General features: G+C 69.8%; 21 protein-coding genes. 8 read left to right on the forward strand and 13 right to left on the reverse strand.

Annotated features, from left to right (window positions below; genetic code table 11):
* Both ISP17_RS10070 and ISP17_RS10075 read left to right on the forward strand, forming a co-directional pair.
* On the forward strand, positions 1–2,638 hold a 2,638-nt coding region (locus ISP17_RS10070; RefSeq protein WP_404632703.1), incomplete at its 5' end, for a beta strand repeat-containing protein.
* Positions 2,631–3,767 (forward strand): hypothetical protein, encoded by a 1,137-nt coding sequence (locus ISP17_RS10075; protein WP_404632705.1) that lies wholly within the window; start codon positions 2,631–2,633, stop codon positions 3,765–3,767. The genes ISP17_RS10070 and ISP17_RS10075, both read left to right, overlap by 8 nt.
* A gap of 48 nt (positions 3,768–3,815) precedes the next feature.
* On the opposite strand, the gene tssA is transcribed toward ISP17_RS10075, so the two are convergent.
* The 12 genes from tssA to ISP17_RS10135 all read right to left on the reverse strand — a co-directional run bounded on the left by tssA (position 3,816) and on the right by ISP17_RS10135 (position 16,657).
* Positions 3,816–4,868, reverse strand: coding sequence for a type VI secretion system protein TssA (tssA, locus tag ISP17_RS10080; protein WP_404632707.1), 1,053 nt, complete (start codon positions 4,866–4,868; stop codon positions 3,816–3,818).
* Positions 4,869–5,008: 140 nt separating this feature from the next.
* Positions 5,009–7,123 carry an FUSC family protein gene (locus ISP17_RS10085; RefSeq protein ID WP_404632709.1) on the reverse strand — a complete coding sequence of 705 codons (2,115 nt, stop codon included), beginning with the start codon at positions 7,121–7,123 and terminating at the stop codon, positions 5,009–5,011.
* Positions 7,124–7,237: 114 nt separating this feature from the next.
* The gene (gene efpL / locus ISP17_RS10090) at positions 7,238–7,801 is read right to left on the reverse strand and encodes an elongation factor P-like protein EfpL (protein ID WP_404632711.1); all 564 of its coding nucleotides are present in this window, start codon (positions 7,799–7,801) and stop codon (positions 7,238–7,240) included.
* Between the two features lie 126 nt (positions 7,802–7,927).
* On the reverse strand, positions 7,928–8,695 hold the full coding sequence (locus ISP17_RS10095) for an SDR family NAD(P)-dependent oxidoreductase (protein WP_404632713.1): 768 nt from the start codon (positions 8,693–8,695) through the stop codon (positions 7,928–7,930).
* A 104-nt stretch (positions 8,696–8,799) separates the two neighbouring features.
* On the reverse strand, positions 8,800–9,372 hold the full coding sequence (locus ISP17_RS10100; protein WP_404632715.1) for a GNAT family N-acetyltransferase: 573 nt from the start codon (positions 9,370–9,372) through the stop codon (positions 8,800–8,802).
* Positions 9,369–9,848 (reverse strand): GNAT family N-acetyltransferase, encoded by a 480-nt coding sequence (locus ISP17_RS10105; RefSeq protein ID WP_404632717.1) that lies wholly within the window; start codon positions 9,846–9,848, stop codon positions 9,369–9,371. The genes ISP17_RS10100 and ISP17_RS10105 overlap by 4 nt, the downstream gene beginning before the upstream one ends.
* Positions 9,845–10,438 carry a YdeI/OmpD-associated family protein gene (locus ISP17_RS10110; RefSeq protein ID WP_404632719.1) on the reverse strand — a complete coding sequence of 198 codons (594 nt, stop codon included), beginning with the start codon at positions 10,436–10,438 and terminating at the stop codon, positions 9,845–9,847. Before ISP17_RS10110 ends, ISP17_RS10105 begins: the two co-directional genes overlap by 4 nt.
* A 12-nt stretch (positions 10,439–10,450) precedes the next feature.
* A complete protein-coding gene (locus ISP17_RS10115; RefSeq protein ID WP_404632721.1) occupies positions 10,451–10,948 on the reverse strand; it encodes a GNAT family N-acetyltransferase in 498 nt (165 codons plus the stop codon).
* A complete protein-coding gene (locus ISP17_RS10120) occupies positions 10,945–12,279 on the reverse strand; it encodes a metal-dependent hydrolase family protein (RefSeq protein ID WP_404632723.1) in 1,335 nt (444 codons plus the stop codon). Before ISP17_RS10120 ends, ISP17_RS10115 begins: the two co-directional genes overlap by 4 nt.
* A 294-nt stretch (positions 12,280–12,573) precedes the next feature.
* On the reverse strand, positions 12,574–13,473 hold the full coding sequence (locus ISP17_RS10125; RefSeq protein ID WP_404632725.1) for a hydroxymethylglutaryl-CoA lyase: 900 nt from the start codon (positions 13,471–13,473) through the stop codon (positions 12,574–12,576).
* Positions 13,474–13,596: 123 nt separating this feature from the next.
* On the reverse strand, positions 13,597–15,597 hold the full coding sequence (locus tag ISP17_RS10130; RefSeq protein ID WP_404632727.1) for an acetyl/propionyl/methylcrotonyl-CoA carboxylase subunit alpha: 2,001 nt from the start codon (positions 15,595–15,597) through the stop codon (positions 13,597–13,599).
* A gap of 268 nt (positions 15,598–15,865) precedes the next feature.
* Positions 15,866–16,657, reverse strand: a complete 792-nt coding sequence (locus tag ISP17_RS10135) for an enoyl-CoA hydratase-related protein (RefSeq protein ID WP_404632729.1) — start codon at positions 16,655–16,657, stop codon at positions 15,866–15,868.
* A gap of 120 nt (positions 16,658–16,777) precedes the next feature.
* Between ISP17_RS10135 and ISP17_RS10140 the strand changes: the two genes are divergently transcribed.
* The 6 genes from ISP17_RS10140 (at position 16,778) to ISP17_RS10165 (ending at position 21,430) form a co-directional block, all read left to right on the forward strand.
* Entirely contained in the window at positions 16,778–17,023 is a 246-nt protein-coding gene (locus tag ISP17_RS10140; protein WP_404632731.1) for a FeoA family protein, read from the forward strand.
* Positions 17,020–18,870 carry a ferrous iron transporter B gene (gene feoB / locus ISP17_RS10145; RefSeq protein WP_404632733.1) on the forward strand — a complete coding sequence of 617 codons (1,851 nt, stop codon included), beginning with the start codon at positions 17,020–17,022 and terminating at the stop codon, positions 18,868–18,870. The genes ISP17_RS10140 and feoB overlap by 4 nt, the downstream gene beginning before the upstream one ends.
* The gene (locus ISP17_RS10150) at positions 18,867–19,172 is read left to right on the forward strand and encodes a DUF6587 family protein (RefSeq protein WP_404632735.1); all 306 of its coding nucleotides are present in this window, start codon (positions 18,867–18,869) and stop codon (positions 19,170–19,172) included. Before feoB ends, ISP17_RS10150 begins: the two co-directional genes overlap by 4 nt.
* 167 nt (positions 19,173–19,339) lie before the next feature.
* Positions 19,340–19,675 (forward strand): cupredoxin domain-containing protein, encoded by a 336-nt coding sequence (locus ISP17_RS10155; RefSeq protein WP_404632737.1) that lies wholly within the window; start codon positions 19,340–19,342, stop codon positions 19,673–19,675.
* Positions 19,676–19,679: 4 nt separating this feature from the next.
* Positions 19,680–20,543, forward strand: coding sequence for an FTR1 family iron permease (locus tag ISP17_RS10160; protein ID WP_404632739.1), 864 nt, complete (start codon positions 19,680–19,682; stop codon positions 20,541–20,543).
* A 188-nt stretch (positions 20,544–20,731) separates the two neighbouring features.
* On the forward strand, positions 20,732–21,430 hold the full coding sequence (locus tag ISP17_RS10165; RefSeq protein WP_404632741.1) for a hypothetical protein: 699 nt from the start codon (positions 20,732–20,734) through the stop codon (positions 21,428–21,430).
* A 39-nt stretch (positions 21,431–21,469) separates the two neighbouring features.
* Here ISP17_RS10165 and ISP17_RS10170 read toward each other — a convergent pair whose 3' ends face one another.
* Positions 21,470–23,077, reverse strand: a complete 1,608-nt coding sequence (locus ISP17_RS10170) for a carboxyl transferase domain-containing protein (RefSeq protein ID WP_404632743.1) — start codon at positions 23,075–23,077, stop codon at positions 21,470–21,472.
* Between the last annotated feature and the right edge of the window lie 71 nt (positions 23,078–23,148).

The raw sequence follows: 23,148 nt of genomic DNA on the forward strand, positions 1-23,148 counted from the left end.
CAACGGCACGGTGGAGCTGACGGCTGGTGGAACGCTGACGCTGCCGACGTCGGGCATCGACACCGGGACGGCGGACCTGACGCTGGCGGCGAACGGAGGCTCGCTGGTGATGCCCGGCGCGCTGAGCGGCGCGAACGTGACGCTGAGCGGCCGCGACGGGATCACGCTGGGCAGCAATCTGACCAGCCCCGGCACGGTGACGCTGACCAGCAGCGCCGGTGCGATCAGCCAGACTGGCGGTGTGCTGACCGCCGGCACGCTCACCGGCAGCTCTTTCGGTGACACCACGCTGGCCAGGGCAAATCATGTCGGTACGCTGGGCGCCGTCAGCGCCTCGAATTTCACGCTTTCCAACGCGCAGGCGCTGACCGTCGGCAGCAACCTGATCATCGGCGGCGGCACCGGCGTGATTGCGCTGACCACCACGAGCGGCGGCCTTGCCATCCAGCACGATCTCAATGGCGGCGTCCTCGCGCTGCAGTCGGCCGGCGATCTGTCGCTGGCGGGCAACCTGATCGGCAGCTCGGTCGCGCTGGTGTCTGGCGGGAACATCGCCCAGAGCGCCGGTGTGATCCAGACCGGCACACTCACCGGCCAGGCCGGCGGCAGTGCGACGCTGGCGAAGGCCAATAGGGTCGGCACACTGGGCGACTTCAGCGCAGCCAACGGGCTGAACTTCATCAACGCCCAGGCGATGACGGTAGGCGGCGCCGTGAACGGCACCAGCTCCACCAGCCTCTCCACCACCTCCGGCAGTCTCATTGTCGGCGGCAGCATCGGCGGCGCCTCCATTGCGCTGGCCGGGCAGAGTGGGCTGGCAATCAATGGCGCCGTGAATGCCGGCACGGGCGATGTCTCACTCGATTCGGCCGGCGGCGCGATCACCGAAGGCAGCGCGGGCGTGCTCACCGCCGGCAGCCTGTCCGGCACATCGGCCGGCAGCACCACGCTGGACGGCGCCAACCAAGTGGTGACCTTGGGCAACTTTGCCACCGGCGGCGATTTCAGCTTCCGCGACGCGCGCACGCTGACCGTGAACAGCCCGCTCGACATTCGTGGCGGCAGCGGCAACCTCAGCCTGACAGCGGCAGGGGGCAGTTCGGACCTGATCCTCGCCACCGGGCTGACGGGCGGAGCGATCACGCTTGCCGCCGGGCGCAACATCACGTCCTCGGCAGGTATCGCTGCCACCACGCTCACCGGCAGTGCGGGTGGCCAGGCGCTGCTGGGCAGCGCCAACAATGTCGGCACTCTGGGGGACTTCAGTGCTGCGAACCTGAAGTTTGGCAACGCCGGGGCGCTGGTGATCGGTGGCCAGGTGAACACGGGCGGCGGTGCGCTGAATCTGTCTACCTCCACCGGCACACTGTCGCTGACCGGCGCACTCAACGGCGGGGCCGTCTCGCTGGCTTCGGCCGGTGACCTTGCGCTCGGCGGCCAGGTGACGGCGAACGCGCTGGCTCTGCAGTCGGGCGGTGCGATCAGTCAGGGCGCCGGCAGTGTGATCACGGCGAACAGCCTGAGTGGCCAGTCCACCGGCAGCACGGCACTGGAAGGCGCCAACCGGGTCGGTGCGCTGGGCAGCTTCAGTGCGGACGGCCTGCGTTTCGCCAATGCGACCGGCTTAACGGTGACCGGTCCGGTCGATGGCGGCAGTGCGACCACGCTGACCACGACCGCCGGCGACCTGCTGTTGCAGGGCGAGATCCGGGGCGCCACCACCACGCTGCAGTCGGCCGGCGCGATCACCGAAGGCGGCAGCGGCATCGTGGTCGCCGATCAGCTCACCGGTCATGCGGCGGGGATCGCCACGCTCGCCGGCGCCAATCGCGTCGGCAGCCTCGGTGCCTTCGATGCCGCCGGCCTGAACCTCAGCAATTCCGGCACGCTGGCGATTGCCGGGCCGGTGGTGGTTGGGGGAACCACCACGCTCGCCACCACGACGGGCGACCTGCACGTCGACGGCTCCATCGACAGCAGCGTGCTGCGACTGGAATCTGCTGGCGCCATCAGCGAAGGCGCGGGCGGCGTCATCACAGCTGGCACGTTGAGCGGCAGCGCTGCAGGCGTTACCACGTTGGGCACACGTGCCCAGCCGATCGCCAACCACGTCGGCACGCTGGGCAATTTCTCCTCGCCGGCGGGCTTCAGCTTCACCAATGCACAGACGCTGACGCTGGCCTCGGTGGATGCCAGCAGCTTTACCATCGATGCGGGGCACGCGGCGCTGTACCTGGGCGTCACCGGCGGTGATCTGCTGCAGTCCGGCCAGACGCCGTTGTACGACGGTGCGGGCACGTTCTTCGCCTCCGGCAAGATGGGCACGGCGGTGGCGCCGATCTACGTGATCGGCGATTCGGCGCAGGTGATCGCCGACGTCGGTGCGCCGCCCGCGTACTTCTACGCGGTGGACCGCCAGGGCAACATCCTGCCGCTAACCGGCGACCTCAGCTTCAACGTGCCGACCTCGCTGTTCTTCGGCAAGGCGCAGAACGGCAACGGTCGCGGCGATGCCTATATCGACCCGAGCGTGATCTCCGCCAACTACCGTTCGTTCGGCATCGTGCCCTCCGGCATCCTGCTGCCGGAGGACCAGCAGCAGTGCCAGCCCGAGCTGGAGGATTGCTCGGGTGAGTGAGCGCGCTGTGTCTGCCCGGTGTCGGTGGCGCGAAGGAACCGCGCTGGCGGTGTTCCTGCTGCTGGGGATGGCTACGGCCTCGGCACAGCTCGCGCCGCGGCTGACCGCGCAGCTCGCGCTGGACGAGCTGGCCGCGGCACAGGCCGCGCTGGCGAAAAGTCCGCCTGTACAAGGCTCGCCGCTGGCGTCGGTGCGGCAGCAGCTGGCCGGCATCGCCGACGCGCTGCGCCAGAGTGCGGGAAGCAACACGACCCAGCCGGTGGAGCTGGTGGGCGATGCGCTGCGCGCGCGGATCGTGCGTGCGCACGCCGCGGCGGCGCGGGTGCAGGCCTATCTCGCCGTATCCGACGGCTGCGGTGCCACCGATGCGGCGGCGATGCAGGCCGCCCTCGCCGCGGGCGTGGAGCGGCTGGCGGCAGCCGGCAGCGCGGGCAAGCAGGTGCCGGCGATCGACAGCGTGCAGAGCATGGCGAACGTGCCGCTGTTCGCGTTGCATCCCGGCTTGCTCCATGCCAGCGAAAAGCCGCTGGCATTCGCGCTGGTCGGTTCCGATCTGGCCGATCCGCAGTGCGCCGACCCGCACGTCACCGCCACCGATGCGGCCGGCAAGCCGCTGTCCAGCCAGCCGGTGCTGACCGGCGCCTCGCCCGCCCGGCTCGAACTGCGCTGGCCGGGTGCCGCTGCGCTGCCGGCGGGCGCCGTGGTGTTGCACGTGGCGACCCAGCGCAAGGTATTCCTGCTGGGCTGCTCGGCGCTGCCCGAGGCCGACGCGGTGGTGCAGGTAGCGCCGGCCGTGCGCTTCGACGTGGACTATGTGCTGGAAGCGGTGTGTCCCGCGCAGGGCGGCATCGTCGCGCTGGGGCAAGGGCGGCTGCCGACGCTGGATGGCTACGGCGCCACCGTGTCGCAGCCGGTGGATACCGCGGCCTGCGCCGAGCCGCAGGCCTATCGGCTCAGTGCGACCGTGACGCAGGGCGATGGCAGCCCGCTGACGGCCGGTCCGTTCACCCAGAGTGCGCAGGCCACGATCACCGCCGGGCTGCCCGGCGGTCTGTCGATGAGCTGGAGTCCGTCGGCGCAGACGCTTTTCGTGCGCTCGGGCGCGGCCACCTGCAAGGGCGCGCCCTGACGGCAAGGGCGCAGTCGCGGACGGATGCCCGCGACTGCGTCGGTTCGCTCAGCTGTTCTCGTCCGGCCCGGCGATCACGCGCAGTTCGCTCAGGCCACCCGGCGCGAGATCCTGCATCAGGTCGGCGAAGTTCATGCCCACCAGCCGCTGCGCCCGGCGCAGCAGCAGCGGGATCGGGCTCGATGGCTCGTGGCGTGCGTAGTACTCGCACAGGTCGTCCAGCCGGCGGCGCACGTCCTCGGGGCTCTGGATGCGGCCGGTCGCCGCCGCCACGCCAGCGACAGCCGTCGTGACGCCGCCGTCTGCGCCATCCGAGGCGGCCTCGCTTCCGGCGCCGTCGTCCTGCGGCCGGCGACGGGCGACCTGCGACTCGACGAATTTCTTCAGCTCATAGCCGTCCGACAGCAGCAGCTTCAGATCGGGGCCGGCGGTGCCGATGCGCTCGTTGAACAGCGCGTCGATCGCCTTGGCGTGTTCGAGGATGCGGCTGGCCGCGTCCATCGAAGCGGACAACTCGGCCTCGGGACAATCCATGCAGCAGGCTTCGATATCGGTCATCGAGGGCAGCCCTTCGCCGTTCGGGTTGTCGCCGACCTTCAGGGTGCCGTTGGCGATGCGCAGGTCGCGCAGCGAGAAACGGCCGATGCGCGGCGACTGCACGAAAGCCGCGGTGCGCAGATAACCCAGCACGCCGATCGGATCGCCCAGCGGCACCACGGCGTTGACGCGCGCGGTGGGGTCGTCGTCGTCCTCGGCGTCCAGCATGGGATGCACGCCGTCCCAGTAGTTCTCCAGCATGCCGCGCACCAGCGCCAGGCCGCCGGCCAGTCCGGCGAGGCCGCCGGTACGCAGCCATGCGGTGGACAGGTGCGTGGCCACGCGCAGGTCCTTGGAGCGGCCCAGCAACCCCTCCGCCAGCGCCTTCACGCGATCCCAGTCCGGCTCCTCGGCCGCCTTGACCTCGTCGCCGATGGCGCGTTCGGCCTTGACCGTGGCGGCGCGCTCCAGCGCCATGAAATCGGCGTCGTATTCCAGGTCGGGGCCGCACGGGGCCTCGTCGCTGATGGGCAAGAGCAGGGACTGCAGCGCGTCATCGTTCATGGGAGGCTCGACGATCAGGGTGGAAGGAGCGAACGCCGCGGCCAACGTCGGCCGTGCCGCATGCGCGGCCGGGACACGGCCTCTCTAGGTAATGCGTTTTTCCCGGCGCAATCCGGTCAAGCCGCAGGGTGTCGGCGGATTCAGCTCTGCGGCAGGCGGCGCGGATCGGCGGCCGGGCCGGGCAGCGGCTGGCGGCTGCGCTCGACCACGTGGGCGAGGGTGTGGATGTTGTCGACCAGGCGGTCGCTGAGGCGCTCCACCAGCTCGGCGGTCGGTGCGTCGTCGCTCAGTTCGAGCAGGGCGGTGAGGCTGCGCTGCAGGTCGCGCAGCGCGGGCAGGGGCGGCAGCGCAATCTGCTCGCGCAGGGCATGCGCCACCTGGTGCAGGGCGTCGGCGGCGTGCTGCACGAAGCCGCCGATCTCGGTGGATTCCGGCAGGCGCTCGCGGTCGTCGATCAACGCTTCCAGCGCCATGGCCGTGCGCGCCAGCCGGTTGCCGTTGGCGAACAGCGCCTGGGCCAGTTCGAGCAGCGCCAGCGGCGTGCCGGGTTCGCCACGCATGCGTTCAAGCGATGCCTGCGCATTGGTGCGCGCGGTGCGTGCCGCGGTGCGCGTTTCGCGGTGCGTGTCGCGCTCGGCGGGCGTCGCCAGCGCCGCCAGGTAGCGGGCGTAGGCGTCGAGCATGTCGGCCAGCGCGGCGCGGGCTCGGCCGCGCTCCCAGGTCGGCCACAGCACGTAGGCGATCAGCGCCATGGCGCTGCCCAGTGCGGTGTTGATCACGCGGTCGATCACCGCGCCGCCCGGGTCGACGCCCTCGAACGAGAGCAGGATCACCACCGTGCCGGTGAGCGCGGCTACCGCCACGCCGTAGTGCGCCGTGGCCAGATAGCGAAAGCCCATGCACAGCACGGCCATCAGGACGAGGTGCGCCCACGGCTCGTTCGGTGTCACGTGCAGCAGCGCGGTGGTGAGCAGCAGGCCGAGCACGGTGCCGACCACGCGCAGCAGGCCGAAGTTGAAGGTGGCGGCGAAGTCCGGGCGCAGCACGATGGCGGCGGTCATCGGCACCCAGTAGCCGTGCGGCAGCTTGAGCCAGCGGGCGACGGCCAGCGCCGTGCACAGGCACGCGGCGCTGCGCACGGCATGACGAAACGCCACCGAGCGCGGCGTGAGGTTGGCGCGCAGCGTGGCCAGCACCGAGTGGCTGCGCAGCGCCGCCGGCAGCGGCGTTTCCGCGGCCACGGCGCGCCACTCGCCACGGCTGCCGGCCCACTGTGCATTGCGCACGGCGGCGGCGAGCTGTCCGGTCAGCGCGTGGACGTGCACGGCCAGGCCGCCGCCGGCCTGCGGCTGGTCGAGCAGGGTGCGCTCGCTGGCCAGCAGTCCGCGCAGCGCGCGTTCGGCGCCTTCGGGCGCGTCGCCGGCTTCCAGTGCATCGGCGATGGCGGCCATCACCCGCGCCGCGTCGTTGCGGAAGATCGCATGCAGGGCCGGGCTTGCGCGCAGCTCAGCCAGCGCGGTGAGTTCCAGCCGGATCCGCTCGGCCAGTTCCAGCAGCACGCCGAACGCCTCCATCGCGCGGCCGCGTGCGTGGTGGCGGCCGAGCAGGGTGTGCTGCAGCGTGGTCATCGCCTCGGTGAGTGCGGGAACATCTGCCTCGTCCTGCGCCTGCTGGCGGGCCAGCTGGGCCAGGCCGCGAAACACCTCGGCCAGCGCGTGGCGCTCGGGCCGATAGCGCTGCAGCGGCCACGCGGCCACCGAGAACATCGCCAGCAGCATGCCGCCGGCGAAGATCAGTGCGGTGCTGCCGAACGCGGTCGCCACGGTCGGCATCGGCGTGGCGGCAGTCACCACCAGCAGGATCATGCTGGTCATGCCCACGCGGGCGATGTCCACGCCGAACAGCACCAGCATGCCGCCGAGGAATCCCGCCACCGCGGTGGCGACCAGCATCGGCCCGAACTCGTCACCGATCAGCATGCCCACCAACGACGCCAGCGCCGCCGCGAGCGCCGCCAGCAGCAGTCGCCAGATGCGCTGGCGATACGGCCCCGGTTGATCGGAGAACATGGTGTTGAGCGCGCCGGCGCCCACGCCCAGCCCGATCGCGGTATGCCCGGTCGCCATGCCCACGGCCAGCGGCAGAACCACCGCGGCGGTGTTGCGCAGTACCACGCGCAACGGCACGTCCGGACGCCGCGTGCGGGTCAGGCTTTCCATCACGTTGCTGCGGAGCGAATAGCTGCGGGCAGTCATGCCGCGTTGGTTCCATCGAGAAGGCGCAGGGTGATTCTGCACCAGCCCCGGTCATGCCGGTGCAGACGCGGCTTCGCGCGCCTGCACCGTGGTCATCCCTGCGTCAGGCGGCGCTCAGGCGCGGCCGGCGAACTCGCCGGTGGTGGTGTTCACCCACACCTTCTCGTCGTTGCTGATGTACTCGGGCACCTGGATCTCGATACCGGTATTGAGCCGGGCCGGCTTGGCGCGCTTGGTGGCGCTGGAGCCCTTCATCTCCGGCGCGGTGTCGACCACCGTCAGCACCACGCTGGTGGGCACCTGCAGGCCGACCGGCGCGTCGTCGATCAGCTGCACGTAATAGCCCTCGACTTCTTCCACGATGTAGCCGGCGTTGTCGCCGACCAGCTCGGGGCTGAGCAGGTACTGGGTGTAATCCTCGGCATCCATGAAGACGAACGCGTCGCCGTCCATGTAGGAGAAGTTGGCGGCGCGGCGCACCAGGTCCATCTCCTTCAGGTCGTCGTCGGCGCGCAGGCTGAGGTCGTACTTGCGGCCACCGGGGATCGAATACATGGTGAAGCGGAACGTGACGTTGCCGCCGCGCGCGGTGGGCGCGCTGCGCTCGATGTCGCGCACCTGGTAGACGGTGCCGTCGTGTTCGACCACGTTGCCTTTCTTGACGTCGGAAGCTTTCATAGGTCAGGAGTAAGAAATGAGTTGTGAGAAGTGAGAAGTGAGAAGCGAGAGAAGAGCGGCAAGACGCGGCGGGGTGGGTGAGGCGAGCTTTCTCTCACTCCTCACTCCTCTCCACTCACTCCTCGCTTATTTGGGTTGCAACCGCACGCCGCCATCCAGGCGAATCGTCTCGCCATTGATGTAGCGGTTGGTGAGGATGAAGGCGGCGGTGGTGGCGAATTCCTCCGGCTTGCCCAGGCGCGAGGGGAACGGGATCGAGGCGCCCAGCGACTCCTGCACCGCCGGCGGCATGGAATCCACCATCGGCGTCCAGAAGATGCCCGGGGCGATCGTCGCCACGCGGATGCCGAAGCGCGACAGCTCGCGCGCCATCGGGAGCGTCATGCCGACCACGCCGCCCTTCGACGCCGAGTACGCGGCCTGGCCGATCTGGCCCTCGTAGGCGGCCACGCTGGCGGTGTTGATGATCACGCCGCGCTCGCCGTCCTCGCCCGCCTCGTTGCCCTGCATCAGCGCTGCGCCCGCCTTGGCCACGTTGAAGCTGCCGACCAGGTTCACCATCACGGTGGTGGCGAAGGTGCCCAGCGCCATCGGGCCTTCCTTGCCGAGCACGCGGCCGGCGCCGAGGATGCCGGCGCAGTTGATCACCACGTTCAGCCCGCCCATCGCGTCGCGCGCGGCGGACACGTTGGCGCTCACGCCGTCTTCGGAGGTGACGTCGGTGCGGTAGAAGCGGGCGGCCTCGCCGAGGCTGGCGGCCGCGGCCTGGCCCTTCTCCTCGTTGACGTCGAACAGCGCCACCTTCGCGCCGTGCGCGACGAGGTGCTGGGCGACCGCGTGGCCGAGTCCGGAGGCGCCGCCGGTGATGACGGCCTTGACCTGATCGAGCTGCATGAGAGTTCCCGAAGCGTGGAAAACCGCGATTTTAGCGGAGTGGCCGGCAGGCCAGCCATGTGCGGTACAGCTGAACGACGCCGGCTCGCCGCCGAAGAGGCTCGTCAGTCGCCGTGGGCCACCAGCGACTGCCAGGCCGGCTGCTCGCGCAGCTGTCGAAACGGGATCACGGCGGCGGGTGGATTCGCCGGTTCGCTCAGCGTCTTCTGCCACACGCCCACGTCCCACCACTGGCCCAGCTTGTAGCCGGCCTGGCGCCACACGCCGGCGGGGGTGAAGCCCATCGCCTCGTGCGCCGCCACGCTCACCGCGCCGGGCAGGGTGATCACGCCCACCGCCTGGTGCAGGCCCTGCAGGCGCATGGATTCCAGCAGCGTGCCGTAGAGCCGGCGTGCGATGCCGCGGCGCTGCGCATCGGGGCGCACGTAGATCGAGGTCTCGGCGATCCAGTCGTAGGCGGCGCGTTCGCGGAAGCGGCTGGCGTAGGCGTAGGCGAGCACCTCGCCGGCCTCCTCCCACACCAGCCACGGGTAGTGCTCCAGCCGCGCCAGCACGCGTTCGCGCATCACCTCGACGCCCGGTGGCACGGTCTCGAACGTGGCCACGCCCCCGAGCACGTGCGGGGCGTAGATGGCGTGGAACGCCTCGGCGTCGGCGCCGGTGGCGATGCGGATCATGCGAGCACCTTTTCCATGCACACGCTGCGGGGATTGGCGTGGTGCTCGCCGAACGGCGGGCAGCGGCGGTAGCCGGCGCGTTCGTAGAGTTCCAGCGCCTCGGCCTGCGCGGTGCCGGCCTCCAGCTTCACCATGCGGCCGCCGCGGCCGCGCACGTGCGCTTCCATCGCTTCGAGCAGCTGCTTGCCCAGGCCCAGTCCGCGACAGGCCGGCAGCACGTACATGCGCTTGATCTCCACGTAGTCGCCCTCGTCGATGCAGGCACCGCAGGCCACCGGATCGCCGTCCACGCGGGCGGTAAGCAGAGTGACCTGCGGGCGCTGCAGCGCGGCCAGCGACACCGGCTCGATGTTGCCGGTGGGATGCAGCTCGGCGAGGTAGCCGTCGGTGGGTTCGATCAGCGGACGCAGCTCGGGCCGGGCCGGATCGTCGACGCGGAACTCGAGGCGCGGCGGTGCGGGGGTATCGGGGCTCACATGTATTTCCAGTTGCGGTGCTTGCCTTCGGCCAGCCATTCCAGCGTGGTGGCCAGGCGCTTGGCGCGGGTGGCGGCGGTCTTCGCTTCGGTGATCCAGTCGGTGTACTCGCGCTGCGCGCTGGGGCTGAACGCCGTGAAGTTGCGCTTCGCCACCGCGTGTTGCCGCAGTGCGAACGCGGCGGCGAGATCGTCCGGCACGGTCGGCGCCGGCCTGGCCCTGGCAACGGTGCGCGAGCGCGGCGAAGGCGCGCCCGCCTCGATGCGCTGCATGGCCGCTTTTACTGCCGCGACCAGTTCGCGCCTGGGCGGCAGCTCGCCGACGGCGGCGAGCCTGCCGTACTGGCCCATGCCTTCGGCGCCGTCGGACTTCGCACCGGGTTGCCAGAAACCGAAGCCGCAGTGCTGCTTGAACGCCGCCATCATGCACAGCGGCCGTCCCCGGTAATCGAAGAATGGCATCCGCCACTTAAGCGTTTCGGTCACCTCGGGACAGGCTGCATGCACCACCGCGCGCAGATGCTCGAGCACCGGACGCGCGAACGGCGCCGCGGCAGCGATGTAGTCGTCCACGCGAGAGTCGGTGCTCATGGCTTGCCTCCGTCAGAGGTGCAGCAGGAAGAAACGATCGCAGCTGAAGTGCCCGGTGCCGCCCATCGGTGCGCACAGCGGCTTGAAGCCACTGCGCAGGTACAGCGCCTGCGCCTGGTCCATGCCGGTGAGCGTTTCCAGGTAGCAGCGGGCGAAGCCGTGGGCGCGTGCGGCATCCAGGCAGCGCTGCATCATCGCGGTGCCGGCGCCGATGCCGCGGGCCTCGGGCAGGAAATACATCTTGCGCAGCTCGCACACGTCCGGCTCGCCGTTCTGCAGCGGTGCAATGCCGGCGCCGCCGACCACGCGGCCGTCCAGCTCGACCACGAAGTAGCTGCAGCGCGGCTGCGCGTAGGCCGCGGTCATGTGGTCGACCTCGGGATCGTGGATGGCGAAGCCGGGACCGTCGGCGCCGAAGCTCGGCATCACGGTGCGGATCACCTGGGCGACGGCGGCGTCGTCGCGCGTCTCGATGGGGCGGATGGTGAAGGGGGTGGTGCGTTCGGTCATGGCGTCGTCGGGGAGGCGGGAGTGATGTCGGGAGATCGATAGACGGTGCCGTTCTTCATCACGAACACCGGGTGGCGCAGCGCCTGGATGTCGCGGCTGGGATCGCCGGCGAACGCGGCCAGGTCGGCGAACTGACCCGGCGCGATGCGGCCGAAGTGGTCCTGTTCGCGCAGCACGCGCGCGGCGACGTCGGTGGCCGCATGCAGCGCCTGCACCGGCGTCATGCCGTCGGCGACCATCAGCGCCGGTTCGCGCCAGTTCTCGCCGTGCGCAAACACGCCCACGTCGCTGCCGTTGCCGATCGTCACGCCGACCTTCAGCGCGGTGCGGAAGGCGTGTTCGGCCTCCTTCATCGCTGGCGTGGGTTCGGACTTTCCGGGCACGTAGTGCTGGAAGTATTCGGAGGTGGCTTCCACCGCGGTGAGCGTGGGCTCGTAGGCAATGCCTTTCTGCTTCATCAGGCGGAAGGTGGCCTCGCTGGTGCCGTAACCATGCTCGATGGTGTCCACGCCGGCCTCCACCGCGTTGCGCACACCGGCCTCGCTGGCGGCATGCGCGGCGACCGGGCGGCCGATCTGGTGGGCGGCGTCGACGATCGCCCGGATCTCGGCCGGCGACAGCGTGGGCATCGTCTCGCCGTGGTCGCCCACGCGGTAGTCGGCGTAGAGCTTGATCCAGTCCGCGCCGCGCGCGGCCTGCTCGCGCACGGCGGCCACGGCGGCATCCACGCCGGTGACCGGCTGCGCGCCCTGCGGCAGGTCGAGGTCGGGGCGGAAGCCGCGCGGGCCGGGCCCGTAGCTGGCGGTGGCGACGATGGCGCGGGTGGCGACGAACATGCGCGGCCCGGGAATCAGACCGTTGTCGATGGCGCGCTTGATCGACACGTCGGCGAAGCCGGCGCCCTCGGTGCCCAGGTCACGCAGTGCGGTGAAGCCGGCCAGCAGGGTGGCCTTCGCATGGGCCGCAGCTTCCAGCGTGCGGTAGTCCTGCGGCTCGGTGAGCACCTGGTCGTTCCACAGCGTCTCGTTGTACGGATGCAGGAACAGGTGCGAGTGCAGGTCGATCAGGCCGGGCGTGAGCGTGGTGCCGGGCAGGGCGATGCGTTCGGCGTCGGCGGGCGCCTTGATCGCATCGACCGGACCGACCGCAGCGACCTTGCCCTCGTGCACCAGCACCGCCCAGCCGGCGTGCGCGGTGTCGCCGTCGGCGGTCCACACGCGGTCGGGCAGCAGCAGAGTGTCCTTCGCCTGCGTTTCGGCAGCGGTGGCCAGCGGGGCGACGGACAGCAGCGCGGTGCAAACCGCGGACCAGACGCCGTGATGTACGCGCATCGAATTTCCCCTTTTTAATCGTCGGCTCGCTAAAGACACCGCTGGCGCGCGTGACGCGGCGGTGCATCGCCCGAGTGTAGCGGTGTCCGAAACGGTGAGGCAGCGGGACATGGCCTCAGCCCGCCCTGACGTCATTCCCGCTTGACCAGCCTGCGGCTGTTGAGAAGCTCTTCGCGGGAATGACGGCAATGGAGGTTTCTGCGTGTTGGCAGGTCGCGTGCCGTGGCGACATGAGGCGACTGGAGCCGCTGCTCCTGGGTGCGCGCTTGTTGCTGGAGGATGCTGGGCCGCCCCTCAGACCGCCGTGCGTGCGCGGGTCACCCGGCTGGCGGTTTCCTTGTGCAGCTGCGCAGAAAGCCAGGCGCCCGCGGCGACGAGCAGGTCGAGATCCACGCCGGTGTGCATGCCCATGCCGTGCAGCATGTAGACCACGTCCTCGCTGGCGACGTTGCCCGTCGCGCCCTTCGCGTACGGGCAGCCGCCGGTGCCGGAGACGGCGCTGTCGACCACCCGCACGCCTTCTTCCAGGCAGGCCAGGATGTTGGCCAGCGCCTGGCCGTAGGTGTCATGGAAATGCACGGCCAGCGCGGCCATCGGCACCTCCTGCGCGACCGCGTGCAGCATGGCGCGCGCCTTCGCCGGGGTGCCGACGCCGATGGTGTCGCCCAGCGACACCTCGTAGCAGCCCGCCGCGTGCAGCCGCCGGGCCACGCGCACCACGTCGGCCACCGGCACCTCGCCCTGGTACGGGCAGCCGAGCACGGTGGAGACGTAGCCGCGCACCTTCACGCCGTCGGCCTGCGCGCGCTCCAGCACCGGGGCGAAGCGCTCGATCGATTCATCGATCGAGGCGTTGATGTTCTTGCGGTTGAACGCCTCGCTGGCGGCGGAGAACACCGCCACCTCGGTGGCACCCACGGCGCGGGCGCGCTCGTAGCCCTGCAGGTTCGGCACCAGCACCGGGTAGCTCACGCCCGGCACCTTGCGGATGCCGGCGAACACCTCGGCGGCATCAGCCAGCTGCGGCACCCACTTCGGGCTGACGAAGCTGGTCGCCTCGATGGTTTGCAGGCCGGTGGAAGACAGCCGGTCGATCAGCGCGATCTTCACATCGGCCGGCAGCAGGGTCTTTTCGTTCTGCAGGCCGTCGCGGGCGCCGACTTCGACGATGCGGACATGGTTGGATGCGGTCATGGCGTTCTCCGTGGCAGCCACCGTTTCTTCGTAGGAGCCCGCTTGCGGGCGATGTTTTTGGCTTTGATGGGCATCAGGAGCAAAAGCATCGCCCGCGAGCGGGCTCCTACAGGGTGTGGCGTTTCACTCGGTGGCGAAGCGCACCAGCACGGCGTCGGCCTCGACGAAATCGCCTTGGGCGGCGCTGATGCTCTCGATGGTGCCGGCACGCGGGGCCTTCAAGGCGAGTTCCATCTTCATCGCTTCCATCACGATCAGTTCCTGCCCCTCGGCGACTTCATCGCCGGCGGCGGCCTTCACCAGCACGATGCGGCCGGGCATCGGCGCGACCAGCTGGTTGCCGCCGGCGGCATCGCTGCTTTCCCACGCGTAGGCTGCGGCGCGGCCGAGGTGGTGTCGCTGGCCGTCCGCGTCGTGCAGCAGCTCGCGCGTGGCGTCGGCGCGTACGGCCAGGCGCAGCGCGTCGCCATCGAAGCGGGCGCTGAGAATCTCTCCGTCGTGCCGGGCGCCACGCACGTCGCAGGTGTCATCGCCATGGCGCATGCGGTAGTTGCCGGCATGGCCATAGGCTTCCACTTCGTAGCGGTGCTCGTGACGTTGCAGCGCGACCAGCCGGCGGCCTTCGTGGCCGATGCGCCAGGCATCGGCCTGCGCCCACGGCGAGTGCGGGTCGCTGCTGCCGCGCATGCCGGCCATCGCGGCGCATTCGTCATGCAGCAGGGCAGCGGTGGCGGCGGCGAACAGCACGTAGTCCGGCGGTGCCACGTCGCCGACGAGGAATTCGTCCAGGTGGCGGTCAAGATAACCGGTGTCGATGCGGCCCTCGACCACCGCCGGATGGCGCGCCAGCCGTTCGAGGAAGGCGATGTTGGATTTCGGCCCGGCGATCTCGCACTCGGCCAGCGCCTCGCGCAGGCGCAGCAAGGCGCGCGGGCGATCGGCGTCGAACACGATGAGCTTGGCGATCATCGGGTCATAGAAGATGGTGACGGTGTCGCCCTCGACCACGCCGCCGTCCAGCCGCACATGCGCCGACGGCGCGGGGAGGCGCAGGCGCAGCAGCTTGCCCGAGCCGGGCAGGAAGTTCTGCTCCGGGTCTTCGGCGTACAGACGCACCTCGATGGCGTGGCCGTGCGCGCGGATCTGCTCCTGCGCCAGCGGCAGCGGTTCGCCCGCGGCCACCCGCAGTTGCCACTCCACCAGGTCCAACCCCAGCGTGAGCTCGGTCACCGGGTGCTCGACCTGCAGGCGGGTGTTCATTTCCATGAAGAAGAACTCGCCGTTCGGCGAGACGATGAATTCCACCGTGCCAGCGCCGACGTAGTTCACCGCCTTGGCAGCAGCTACCGCAGCCTCGCCCATCGCCGCGCGTCGCACTTCATCAAGGAAGGGCGAGGGTGTTTCCTCCAGCACCTTCTGGTAGCGGCGCTGCGCCGAACACTCGCGCTCGTTGAGGTGGATGACGTGGCCCTGGCTGTCGCCGAACACTTGGAACTCGATGTGCCGCGGATGCTCGACGTAGCGCTCCAGGATCACCCGCGCGTCGCCGAACGAGGACTGTGCCTCGCGCTGCGCCGAGGCCAGCGCGTCGGCGAACTCGGCCTCCTTGCGCACGATGCGCATGCCCTTGCCACCGCCGCCGGCCGCGGCTTTGATCATCAGCGGGAAGCCGGTCTTGCCGGCCTGCTCGGCGAGGTAAGCCGGCTCCTGGTTGTCGCCGTGGTAGCCGGGCACCAGCGGCACGCCGTGGGTTTCCATCAGCGCCTTGGCGGCGGCCTTGGAGCCCATCGCCTCGATGCTCTCCGGCCGCGGCCCGATGAAGGCGATGCCCGCCTCGGCGCAGGCGCGGGCGAAGTCGGTGTTCTCCGAGAGGAAGCCGTAGCCGGGATGGATGGCCTGCGCGCCGGCCTTCTTCGCCACCGCCAGGATCGCGTCGCCGCGCAGGTAGGAGTCGGCCGGGCGCGGGCCGCCGATCGGAAACGCTTCGTCAGCCAGGCGCACGTGCTGGGCGTCCGCGTCCGCGTCGGAATAGACCGCGATGGTGCGGATGCCGAGGCGCCGGCAGGTGCGGATCACGCGGCAGGCGATCTCGCCGCGGTTGGCAATCAAAACGCGCTCGAACATGCGAAGTCCCTGGATGGCGTGCGCCGCGATGCAAAGCCCGAAACGGTAGCAGAAGGGCGGTTTCGAGCCGATGCGCAGCGCAGCAAGGGGGGCGGGGATGTCGCTGTAAGAGCTCCATGGCCCCTCACCGTCATCCCGGCGAGAGCCGGGATCCAGTGACTATTCCCACGGGAGCCAAGACGCTGGATCCCTGCTTGACCAGCAATCGGCTGTTGAGAGCCGCCGGGATGACGACTTATGGAGGTTGTGGAAAGACGGGGGCGCCGCCTCAGCTCGATACCCACGCTGCCGCCCGCTTGCCCAGGAACGCGCCGAGCCCTTCCTGCCCCTCGGCCGACACGCGCAGCCGCGCGATCAGCGCCGCGTTTTCCTCATCAATCGTCTCCGCGCCGGCCTCTTCGAGCGCGGCCATGCCCAGCGCCAGCGTCTTGGCCTCGGCCTGTGCCACCGGACCGGCCTTGGCCAGAAAGCCAAGTACGCGCTGCACCGCCTCATCCAGCTGCTCGCGCGGCACGGCCTCGTGCAGCAGGCCGATGCGCGCCGCCGCGGCGGCGTCGAAGAACTCGCCGGTAAGGAACAGCCGGCGCGCCTGGCGCAGACCGATCGCGGCAATCACGTAAGGCGAAATCACCGCCGGCACTAGGCCGAGCTTCACTTCGGTGAGCCCGAACTTGGCGCCTTCCACGCCGATGGCGATGTCGCAGCAGGCGATCAGCCCCACGCCGCCGCCGAACGCGGCACCGTTGACCCGCGCGATGGTCGGCTTGGGACAGAACTGCAGGCGCCGCATCAGCCGGGCGAGGCGCAGCGAATCCTCGCGGTTTTCCTGCTCGCCGGCCTGCGCCATCGAGCGCATCCAGTTGAGGTCGGCGCCGGCGGAGAAGCTCTCGCCTTCGCCGGTGAGCACCACGGCGCGCACGTTCTCGTCGCTTCCCGCGTCGTCGATGGCTGCGGTCAGCTCGGCGATCAGCGCGTCGTCGAAGGCGTTGTGCACCTCGGGGCGGTTCAGCGCGATGCGGCGCACGCGGTCCTGGTCGGTGATCGAGAGGCGGCTCGTCATGGCGAAGTCCCTTGGCAAAGAGCCGGGATGATAAACGCCCGCACACCGGGAAACGGGCTTGAAGACTGCGCAGCGGGGAACGATATACAATGCGAACCATTCCTATTTAGGCCAAAGCCTGTGCGCCTGTCCGACCTGCCCAAGGGTTCGCCTGCCGTGGTGGACCGCGTGGATGATGCCCACCTCGACGACGTGATCGCCCAGCGCCTGCGCGATCTCGGTTTCGTCGCGGGCGAGCCGGTGCGGCTGGTGGCGCGCGGTCCGCTGGGGGCCGATCCGCTGCTGATCCAGGTCGGTTCCACCCGCTTCGCCCTGCGGCGCAGCGAGGCGGCACGCGTTACGGTGCGCGTGCAGGAGGCGGCGTGAGCGCCAGCACCTTGCGTATCGCTTTGGTCGGCAATCCCAACTGCGGCAAGACCGCGCTGTTCAACCAGCTCACCGGCGGCCGGCAGAAGGTGGCCAACTACGCCGGCGTGACGGTGGAGCGCAAGGAGGGCCGCTTCACCGCGCCGTCCGGCCGCGTGCTGCACCTGCTCGATCTGCCCGGCACCTACAGCCTGGACGCGAACAGCCCCGACGAGCAGATCACCCGCGACGTCTGTGCCGGGGTGTATCCGGGCGAACCGGCGCCGGACCTGATCGTGTGCGTGGCCGATGCCACCAACCTGCGCCTGCATCTGCGCTTCGTGCTCGAGGTGAAGCGGCTGGGGCGCCCGGTGGTGCTGGCACTGAACATGATGGACACGGCGCGCCGCCGCGGCATCGCCATTGACGTGGCGGAACTCTCGCGCCGGCTCGGCATGCCGGTAGTGGAGACCGTGGCCGTGCGTCGCGGGGGCGCCCGCGCGCTGATCGAGCGCGTGGATGGCGAGGTGCCGCCGGCCGCGCCGGTGCAGGCGGATGACCCGGCCAGCCGCGCCGACCTGCATGCGCAGGTGCGCGAGCTGCTGGCCGCCACGGTGGTGATGCCCTCGGCGACCGATCGTGTGGACGATGCGATCGACCGCTGGGTGCTGCATCCGGTGTTCGGCCTGGCCATCCTGGCGGTGCTGATGTTCCTGATCTTCCAGGCGGTGTTCTCCTGGGCGCAGCCGCTGATGGACGGCCTCGAGGCCGGCGTGGCGGCGCTGGGCCACCTGGTCACCGCGCCGCTGCCCGCGCACAGCGCACTGAAAAGCCTGCTGGATGACGGCATCTTCGCCGGCCTCGGCGCCGTGCTGGTGTTCCTGCCGCAGATCCTGATCCTGTTCCTGTTCATCCTGATGCTGGAGGAGTCCGGCTATCTGCCGCGCGCGGCCTTCCTGCTGGACAAGCTGATGTTCAAGGCGGGGCTCACCGGCCGCGCGTTCATCCCGTTGCTGTCCAGCTTCGCCTGCGCCATCCCCGGCATCATGGCCACGCGCAGCATCACCGATCCGCGCGACCGCCTCACCACCATCCTCGTCGCACCGTTGATGACCTGCTCGGCGCGCCTGCCGGTGTACACGCTGCTGATCGCCGCCTTCATTCCGCAGCGCACGGTGTGGGGCGTGTTCAACCTGCAGGGGCTGGTGCTGTTCACGCTGTACTTCGCCGGCGTGGCCAGCGCGCTGGCGGTGGCGTTCGTGATCAAGCGCTTCCGCCGGGACAAGAGCGAGCACGCCTTGCTGATGGAGCTGCCCTCGTACCGCATGCCCAATGTGCGCGACGTGGCGCTGGGGCTGTGGGAGCGCAGCAAGATCTTCCTCAAGCGGGTCGGCGGCATCATCCTCTCGCTCACTGTGATCCTGTGGTTCCTGTCCAGTTTTCCGGGGCCGCCGCCGGGTGCGATCGGGCCGGCGATCGACTACAGCCTGGCCGGCCGGTTGGGGCATGCGTTGCACTACGTGTTCGCGCCGATCGGCTTCAACTGGCAGATCTGCATCGCGCTGGTGCCGGGCCTGGCCGCGCGCGAGGTGGCGGTGTCGGCGCTGGGCACGGTGTACGCGATGTCCGGCGGTGACGATTCCATCGCCAGCCAGCTCGGCCCGCTGATCGCCCACCAGTGGTCGCTGGCCACCGCGCTCAGCCTGCTGGCGTGGTACGTGTTCGCGCCGCAGTGCATGTCGACGCTGGCGGTGATCCGTCGCGAGACCAACTCGTGGCGCAATGTGGCGATCGCCGCCGGTTACCTGTTCGGGCTGGCCTACCTCGCCTCGTTCATCACCTACCAGCTGGCGAGTGTGCTCTCGTGAGCGCGTTCGCCGTCGTGCAGACGGTGGTGCTGGCCGGCGTGCTGGTGGACAGCGCGTGGGTGGCCTTCCGCAAGCTGATACCGGCGACCAGCAAGCGGCTGCTCGCGCGGCTCTCCGCGGCGCTGGAGTCGCCGCAGCGCGGGCCGTTCGCCCATCGTCTCGCGCACTGGTTGCAGCCCTCCGAGGCCAAGGCCGGCTCCTGTGGCAGCGGCGATGGTTGCAGCGCCTGCGGCGGCTGCGGATCGGCAGCACCACCGGTGGCCGAAAAGCAGCCGCTGGAGTTCAAGTCGCGCTCGCACTGACCCTGTCCATCTGACGGCTGGGCGGGGCGTCAGCTCGCTCAAGCGTCCGAAGCCGGGCAGCCAGGCCGCGTCAACGCGTCGCGGCCCCTTCGAGTCCACGTCGCATTGCGCGCTTGAATGATAACGACTATCATTTGCGCAATTCACGAAAGCGGCGAACTCCTCTCATGTCCCGAATCCTTGCCCTTGCCGCTGCGCTTTGCCTGGGTGCGCTGGCGTCCGTAGCGCATGCGAGCGACCTGCCGGAATTCAGGCTCGTACTGCAGAACCACACCTACCAGCCGGCCGAGCTGAAAGTGCCGGCGGATGCCAAGTTCAAGCTGGTGATCGAGAACCGCGACGCCAGCCCGGAAGAGTTCGAGAGCACCGACTTCAACCGCGAGAAGATCGTGCTGCCCAACAGCTCGACCAGCGTCTACGTCGGTCCGCTGAAGGCCGGCAGCTACCGCTTCTTCGGCGACTTCCACCAGGACACGGCCCAGGGCCGGCTGATCGCGGAGTGATGCCATGCCCGGCGTAGCGCTGCTGGTTTTTCGCGAGGTGATGGAGGCGGCGCTGATCGTCTCCATCGTCTGTGCCGCCACGCGCGGCGTCGATCGGCGCGGGCTCTACGTGGCCGGCGGCATCGGTCTGGGCCTGCTCGGCGCGGTGCTGGTGGCGCTGGGCGCCGGGGCCATCGCGCAACTGGCGCGCGGGGTCGGCCAGGAGCTGATGAACGCCGTGGTGCTGCTGGCGGCGGTGGTGATGATCGGCTGGCACGTGGTGTGGATGGCGCGCCACTCGCGCGAGCTGGCCCAGCACATGGGCGCGGTGGGGCAGGCGGTGAAGGCCGGTTCCAGTTCGCTCACCCTGCTGCTGGCGGTGGTGGGGCTGGCGGTGCTGCGCGAAGGCTCCGAGGTGGTGCTGTTCGTCTACTCGATGGCGATGGGCGGCATCGGCGTCGCCGGCCTTGCCGGCGGCATCGCGCTGGGCGTGGCCAGCGGCGTGCTGCTGGGTTACGGGCTGTACGTCGGCCTGCTGCGCATTCCGATGAAGCACTTCTTCCGCGCCACCAACGTGATGCTGGTGCTGCTCGCGGCGGGGCTGGCCTCCACCGCGGCGCGCTTTCTGGTGCAGGCCAACTGGTTGCCGGCCTGGGGCGAGCAGCTGTGGGACACCTCGGCGCTGATTTCCAACGGCTCGCTCGCCGGCAAGACGCTGGGCGTGCTGGTGGGCTACGACGCCTCGCCCGCCGGCATCCAGCTGGTGTTCTACGCGGTTACGGCGATCGCCCTGTTCGCCGGCATGCGCTGGTTGGGCGCAGCGCCGGCGCCGGCCAAGCCACGCGGTGCACCGGTGGCTTCAGCCGGCACGCCGCAACCGCAGCACTGATTCGATTCGTTGCTCACCCGCACCGCGCGGCTCGACCGCGCGCGGGGGGCGCATGCCTCCACGCCGTCCCGATTCCACACTTTATCTCCGTCTTTCGCTGTCGAGGAAACCCCCGCATGTCTGCCCACCTGACACGCCGCCTCCCGTCTCCCGGTCACCGGCCGGCCGCATGGCGATGGGCGGCACCGATGCTCGTCCTGCTGCTCACCGGCACGGCGAGCCTCGCGCGCGCCGATGATTTCATCGTCTACTCGCCCCGCGTGATGGCCACCCAGACCGAGATCGAACTGCGCGGCTACGGCTACAGCGACGGTCGCGCGGACATCGGCGGCGAGCGCGCAGCCGAGCTGTCGGTGGCGCACGCGTTCAACGGCTGGTGGAAGCCGGAGCTTTACCTGGCCGAGTACGAAAAGGCGCCGGGCGCGGGCGGCAAGCTGGTCGGCTACGAATTCGAGAACACCTTCCAGTTCACTGAAACCGGGCGCTACTGGGCCGACGTCGGTCTGCTCGCCTCCTACGGCCATCCGAAAGGCGGCGGCCCGGGCGAGCTCGAAGTGGGGCCGCTGATCGAGAAGACCGTCGGCCGCTTCGACCACCGCGTCAACCTGATCTGGGAGCGCGAGGTGGGTGCGGGCGCGTCGTCGAAAACCGAATTCCGCTACAGCTACGCCGGCACCTACGCCGTCAGCAAGGCGTTCCGCCCCGGTATCGAAGCCTACGGCCGGCCCGACGACCACGCCTACCAGGCCGGCCCGGTGGTCACCGGCGAATGGCACGTGCCCGGCACGCGCGGCAATCTGGAGTACCGCTTCGGCATGGTGCTGGGCATCAATGCCGCCGCGCCCCGGCGCACCGTGCTGGCGCAGCTCGAGTACGAGTTCTTCTGATCGCGATGCGTGCGTCCCGCCCGGCCGGGACGCGCGCGATCACATGCGGAACACGCCAAAGCGCTGCGGCTCGATCGGCGCGTTGAGCGAGGCGGAGATCGCCAGCCCCAGCACGCGGCGGGTGTCGGCCGGGTCGATGATGCCGTCGTCCCACAGCCGCGCACTGGCGTAGTAGGGATGGCCTTGGCGCTCGTATTGATCGCGGATCGGCGCCTTGAAGGCCTCCTCCTCTTCCGCGCTCCACGCCTTGCCCGCCGCCTCGATGCCGTCGCGCTTCACCGTGGCCAGCACGCTGGCCGCCTGCTCGCCGCCCATCACGCTGATCCGCGCGTTCGGCCACATCCACAGGAAGCGCGCGCCGTAGGCGCGGCCGCACATCGCGTAGTTGCCGGCGCCGAAGCTGCCGCCGATCACCACGGTGAACTTGGGCACGTGCGAGCAGGCCACGGCGGTGACCATCTTGGCGCCGTCCTTGGCGATGCCGGCCTGCTCGTACTTCTTGCCGACCATGAAGCCGGTGATGTTCTGCAGGAACACCAGCGGCACGTTGCGCTGGTTGCACAGCTCGATGAAGTGCGCGCCCTTGAGCGCGCTCTCGGCGAACAGGATGCCGTTGTTGGCGACGATGCCGACCGGGTAACCGTGGATGTGCGCAAAGCCGCACACCAGCGTCTTGCCGTAGCGCGCCTTGAACTCGTGGAACTCCGAGCCGTCGACGATGCGCGCGATCACCTCACGGATGTCGAACGGCCGGCGGGTGTCCTGCGGGATCACGCCGTACAGCTCCTCGGCAGGGTACTTCGGCTCGATCGGCGTGCGCAGAGCGAGCGGCATGGCCTTGGTGCGATTGAGATGGCCGACGATGTCACGGGCAATCGCCAGCGCATGCGCGTCGTTCTCCGCGTAGTGGTCGGCCACGCCGGAGATGGACGTATGGACGTCCGCACCGCCCAGCGTCTCGGCGTCCACCACCTCGCCGGTGGCGGCCTTCACCAGCGGCGGGCCACCCAGGAAGATCGTGCCCTGCTCGCGCACGATGATCGTCTCGTCGCTCATCGCCGGCACGTACGCGCCGCCGGCGGTGCAGCTGCCCATCACCACCGCGATCTGCGGGATGTTGAGCGAGGACATCCGCGCCTGGTTGTAGAAGATCCGCCCGAAGTGCTCCTTGTCCGGAAACACCTCGTCCTGCAGCGGCAGGAAGGCGCCGCCGGAGTCGACCAGGTACACGCAGGGCAGGCGGTTTTCCAGCGCCACTTCCTGCGCGCGCAGGTGCTTCTTCACGGTCATCGGGAAGTAGGTGCCACCCTTCACGGTGGCATCGTTGGCCACCACCACCACCTCGATGCCGTTGACGCGGCCGATGCCGGTGATCAGGCCCGCGGCGGGCGCGGCGTCGTCGTACATGCCGTGCGCGGCCAGTGCGGAAAGCTCCAGGAACGGCGAGCCCGGATCGAGCAGGGCGCGGATGCGCTCGCGCGGCAGCAGCTTGCCGCGTGCGGTGTGCTTGTCGCGCGCCTTTTCGCCGCCGCCCTCGGCCGCCTTCTCCAGTTCCCGGTGCAGGTCGTCCACCGCCACGCGCAGCTGCGCCGCGTTGGCCTGAAACTCGGGCGACCGGGGGTCGATCTGCGAGGCGATCACGCTCATGGACAAGCCTGCCGTGCAAAGGAAAACCGCCATGATAGCGGCGCGGAGCGGGCGGCCCATTACGCACTGCC

It is taken from the genome of Dyella ginsengisoli, assembly GCF_044904665.1.
Classification (GTDB): domain Bacteria; phylum Pseudomonadota; class Gammaproteobacteria; order Xanthomonadales; family Rhodanobacteraceae; genus Dyella_A; species Dyella_A ginsengisoli.